The organism is Pseudoalteromonas sp. APC 3691 (genome assembly GCF_030408135.1).
In the GTDB taxonomy this organism is placed as follows: Bacteria; Pseudomonadota; Gammaproteobacteria; order Enterobacterales; family Alteromonadaceae; genus Pseudoalteromonas.
This window is the reverse complement of record NZ_JASDCB010000119.1, coordinates 1-5,023: the sequence shown is the minus strand read 5'-3', so window position 1 is coordinate 5,023 and position 5,023 is coordinate 1. Positions and strand designations below refer to the sequence as shown.

General features: G+C 39.1%; 3 protein-coding genes. 2 read left to right on the top strand and 1 reads right to left on the bottom strand.

Going from position 1 to position 5,023, the window contains the following annotated elements; all coding sequences use genetic code 11:
* Positions 1-177 precede the first annotated feature (177 nt).
* Positions 178-924: a YciK family oxidoreductase gene (locus tag QL998_RS20250; RefSeq protein WP_166376245.1), complete on the bottom strand. Its 747-nt coding sequence runs from the start codon at positions 922-924 to the stop codon at positions 178-180.
* 206 nt (positions 925-1,130) lie between these two features.
* Here QL998_RS20250 and QL998_RS20245 point away from each other — a divergent pair, with 206 nt between their 5' ends.
* Together QL998_RS20245 and sohB are read left to right on the top strand one after the other, a co-directional pair.
* Entirely contained in the window at positions 1,131-3,590 is a 2,460-nt protein-coding gene (locus QL998_RS20245) for a VolA/Pla-1 family phospholipase (protein ID WP_290193370.1), read from the top strand.
* A 100-nt stretch (positions 3,591-3,690) separates the two neighbouring features.
* Complete coding sequence (gene sohB / locus QL998_RS20240; protein ID WP_007582588.1) at positions 3,691-4,707, top strand: protease SohB; 1,017 nt, start codon at positions 3,691-3,693, stop codon at positions 4,705-4,707.
* Positions 4,708-5,023 lie beyond the last annotated feature (316 nt).

Genomic DNA, 5,023 nt, shown 5'->3' with positions numbered 1-5,023 from the left:
CCAATGAGTATGTTCGTTAATCATAATGTGCCCTCAAACAAGATTTGAAGATCTGATCATGACATTGAGATTTAGTTCAAAAAAATCCCCGCTAATTTCTTAGCAGGGATTTGTGTATAAGAGACAGCTAATTGCGGCTTTTTTAATGTGTGTTGTTTAAACTATTTAAACTCTAAATTACTTTTTTACTTGAGCATCTAACGATTCGCCATTCACTTCACTAGAATCGTCACTCATTAGATATAAATATGTAGGCATTAAATCCTCTGGTGTAGCAAGTGCGTCTCTATCTTCACCTGGATATGCAGCAGCTCGCATTGAAGTGCGAGTAGCGCCTGGGTTAATACAGTTTACACGAATATTCGTTTTACCTACTTCACATGCCCATGTTTGCATCATACCTTCTACTGCAAATTTTGAGATGGCATAAGGCCCCCAAAATTCACGACCTTTGCGGCCTACACCTGATGACGTAAATACTATCGATGCATTATTAGACTTACGAAGAACAGGAAAAAGTGCTTTAGTGATCATTGCTTGTGCAGTCACGTTTACTTTCATTATGTTTTCGAACGTAGATGAGCAAAAATGTTCAAGCGGACCGAGTGACCCTAAAATACCTGCATTATTAAGCAACCCATCAAGGCGTCCAAACTGATATTCGATTGTTGCAGCAAGGTCACGGTAGTTTTGCTTCGTTGCGCCTTTTAAATCCATAGGGACTATTGCAGGTTTAGGGTAGCCAGCATTAACAATTTCATCGTAAACACATTCAAGTTTATTAGTTGTTTTTCCTAATAAGATAACTGTAGCGCCGTATTTTGCATACGTAATTGCTGCAACTCGGCCAATACCATCACCGGCGCCTGTTATTAAAATAACTTTATCTTTAAGTGCGTTTTCAGCTGCTTGATATGTGTGCATAAAAGTACCAATTCATATAATTTTTTTGATTTTAACATAGCGAAACGTGAAGTAATCGAATTTATTGTAAAATTAGGTGGCGAAAATAGAAACTTTACGTTAAGTTTAACTGGTCTAATGTCTCATTAATAACCTGATTACATTGTTTTAACTTAATACACTGATTAAACACACTATAAAAATAAAATACGTGCGGAGCCAACAATATGAAAAAAATGCTACTTTCACTCTCGGTTACAGCTGCTTTAGCAGGTTGTGGCGGTGGAGAAACGTTAACAGATGTCAAAAACGACACAGCAGCAGTTATCCCAACAGCAACAGTTACATTTGATCCAGCAGCAGGTATCTTATCGGTACCCAATGATTTATTAATGAGTGGAACTCAAGACGGTACACTTAATATTCCTGGTGAATTAGATGACAACAATGTCTCTATTTCGCGCGCAGCTTATGCAAACCCTCAACTTGCACTAGGTGCACTTGATGGTTGGTCTTCGCAGGTTCCTTATAAAATCGATTTAACATTCCCACCAAATGTGAGTTTAGATGAAGCGTCTGCTGGGACCCCTGGTACAGTAAGAATTTTTGAAGTTGTAATGGGTGCAAGTTTAACTGATGCAGAATGTTCAGTTGTAGCTGCCGGTACTGCTTGTAAATTGGTCGGTGAGCTTACTTTTGGTGTTGACTTTGTTACTCAAGCTTCAGGTGATGGCGTTGCTATTATACCTTTAAAACCTTTTACGGCCGGTAGCTCATACATCAATGTATTAACTACAGCGCTTAAGGATTCTTTAGGTCGTTCTATTGAGCCTTCATCTACTTATGCCTCTGTGAGTGAAGAAGCGCCGTTAATTACAGAAGCCCAACTTGGTTTGCAAGGTGCTGTAAATAGCTACGAAAATGTAGTAGTTAGTTCAGGCGATATTTCAAAAGACGATATTATTTTTTCTAGCGCAATGACTATTCAATCAGCAGGGCCAGTACTTGGTACTATTAAGCAATTATTAGCTGGTAGTTTGAGAAACCCTGCAACCATACCAAAAATAACTATCACAGAGTCTGAAGAAACGGTTAAAGATTTTTTAGGTTTTCCAGACATAGCTACTTTTGCACCATTTGATGCTGTTGAATACATTAAAGGTGAAATTACTTTACCAATGTATCTAGGCACACCTACAGGTACCGATATAAGCGCTTTGAATGACACATACTGGAAAGCAATGTGTTCAAGCCCTGTTGCAGTATTAAATCAGTTAGCCGCGGATCAAAAGTTACGAGATGAGGGTAAAGAAGAAGATATTGATGCAACTATGTTTGACGAAGGGCCTTATGAAGACGTTTGTCAGCAAATAAATACCCGTCTACATGACTATCCAAAAATAGATATTACTCGGCATTTAACTAAATATAACCCAGTTCCATTAGCTCAAAGCAATGAGACTATACCTGTACAAATTACAAAGCCAATTTTAGCTGATATAAATGTTTATCGTTTAGCTTATGGTTTACCTGAGCTTGAAAGTATCCCAGAAGGTGGTTGGCCTGTTGTGATTATGCAGCACGGCATTACAACAAAAAAAGAAAGTATGCTTGCTTTAACTGCGCAGCTTTCTATTCAAGGCTTTGCAACGGTTGCTATTGACCATCCAAGACATGGTGAGCGTGGAATAGATGTTGATGATGATGGAACAGACGACTTTAATGCAACAACGGGCTCTGTACTTAGTTACATGAACTTAAGTTCATTGCTTGTTGCACGTGATAGCTTACGTCAATCGGCTGCTGATTTATTAGGCCTTCGTTTAGGCCTAAACTTTATCAACGATACAACTATTAATAGTAAAGACGTTACCTACATTGGGCATTCGCTAGGTTCTATTGTTGCTCCAGCATTTATTGCTCAAGCTAATACGCCAATGGCAGAAACGCTTGATCCGCTATTTAATGTAAACACGGTAGCGCTTGCAAGTGGTGGTGGCGGTATAGCAAGTTTCTTACTTGAATCTGCTGCGTTTGGTCCATTTATTCAAGGTTCAGTACTTTCACAAGCGGGTACAACAGAAGCTGATGAACTTAACGTTTACTTACAGGGCGCTGCGCTTTCTAACTGTGGTTCATTGGCATCGGAGGATATGGAAGCTTATTTAACGTGTGGTTACAGCGAATATATTGCATCACTTACCACTGCGGGTGAAACGACTAAACTTACTAACATTCAAGGTGTATTTACACAGTTTGCTTTTGCGGCGCAAACAGCATTAGATAGTGGCGACCCAACGAACTACGCAGCCACTGTGAAAGCATTAGGTACTCCTGTTTATACTAATGTTGTTGTGGGTGATGGTGTTGATAACAAGCCTGACCAAGTGATACCACCAATGGCAGCTAATAATCCTATTTCTGGCACAATTCCATTAGCTAACTTGATGGGTCTTGAAACAGTAAGCTCTTCGCAAGCATTGAGTGAAACACCTTCGAGCTATTTAGTTAAATTTACGACTGGCCATCATGGTTCTATTTTAACGCCAGCTCAAGATGCTGCAGAGGCTTCGACTGTTGAAGGCAGTGCAGCTGCTAATGCAGAAATGCAGTTACAAGTAGCAACTTACTTAGCTGCTCGCGGACGGATGTTATTAGTGTCAAATCCTGAGATTGTGACTGATTAATAACCAGTAAAATAATTAACCTTTAAAAGCCACTGAAAAGTGGCTTTTTTTTGCTTTAAAGCATGCTAAATTAGCTGAAATTTATAAATGGAGAAACCTGTTGGAATTTTTATACGAGTACGGTTTGTTTTTTGCTAAGACAGTCACTTTTGTTATCGCTATAGCAGTTATTTTAATGCTAATAGTTGGCGCTGCAGTTAAGCCAAAGGCCAAAAAAGGTGAAATACAAATTGACGATATATCAGAGCAGCTAGTTGAACTTAAAGAAAGTTTTTTACAAAATACGTTGGGTAAAAAAGAGCTTAAAGCGCATCAAAAACAGCTTAAATCAAAAAGTAAAAAAGCAGATAAAGATGAGCCTAAACCTCGTTTATATGTAATTGACTTTGTGGGTAGTATGGACGCTCACGAAGTAGAAAGCCTGCGAGAAGAAATTACAGCCATTATCTCTATTGCCGATCCAAGTAAAGACAAAGTACTTATTCGTTTAGAAAGTGGTGGCGGTGTTGTACATGGCTACGGACTTGCTGCATCTCAGTTACAGCGTATTAAAAGTGCGGGTATTCCTCTGAGTGTTGCAATTGATAAAGTGGCAGCAAGTGGTGGTTACATGATGGCGTGTGTCGCGGATGAGATACTTGCAGCGCCTTTTGCAATAGTTGGATCTATTGGTGTGATAGCTCAAATACCTAACTTTAATAAAATATTAAAGAAAAATGATGTTGAATTTGAGCAAATAACAGCAGGTGAATTTAAACGCACACTTACTTTATTTGGTGAAAACACAGATAAGGCCCGTGAAAAATTTCGTGAAGAAATTGAACAAACACATGATTTATTTAAAACGTTTGTAAGCACTCAACGTCCAAGCTTAGATATAAACTTAGTTGCGACAGGTGAGCATTGGTTTGCAACTCAAGCGATAGATAAAGGCTTGGTAGACGTAATAAAAACGAGTGATGATGCATTGCTAGAGCAGCAACATGAGCGTCAAATTTATAAGATTAAATACAAAGTTAAAAAAGGGCTGAGCGATAAGCTAGCTCTTGGCTTGAGTAGTGGTGTAAATAAAGTGGGAATAAACTTACTTTCTAAGTTTAAGTCGTTAAATCCTTAGATTAGAATCTTTTTCAGGATTCAGTTTAATTATTTTTACTCGAAAAAAAACCTTGATGGATTGCATCAAGGTTTTTTTGTTTGCCCAGCGAAGCTGGCAAACCCGATAGGCTGAAAGATGCCTTATTACCCTGACTAAGGGGAAGATAATCTGAATGGCAAGGGCGTCACTGGCCAACGGTGGGGTCTGAAGGAAGCCATAAGAAGTTAGAGGTACACAACTAACCGTAACCTGTTTCGGCAGTATTGGTGGGTCAGCGTGCAAAATAGCGCAACGCCCTATACTTAGTCAGACCAATACTGTGCTTGAGGGTGGG

Coding starts and splice junctions, on each gene's coding strand:
- QL998_RS20250 (WP_166376245.1), bottom strand. CDS start 924: ATGCACACATATCAAGCAGCTGAAAACGCACTTAAAGATAAAGTTATT.
- QL998_RS20245 (WP_290193370.1), top strand. CDS start 1,131: ATGAAAAAAATGCTACTTTCACTCTCGGTTACAGCTGCTTTAGCAGGT.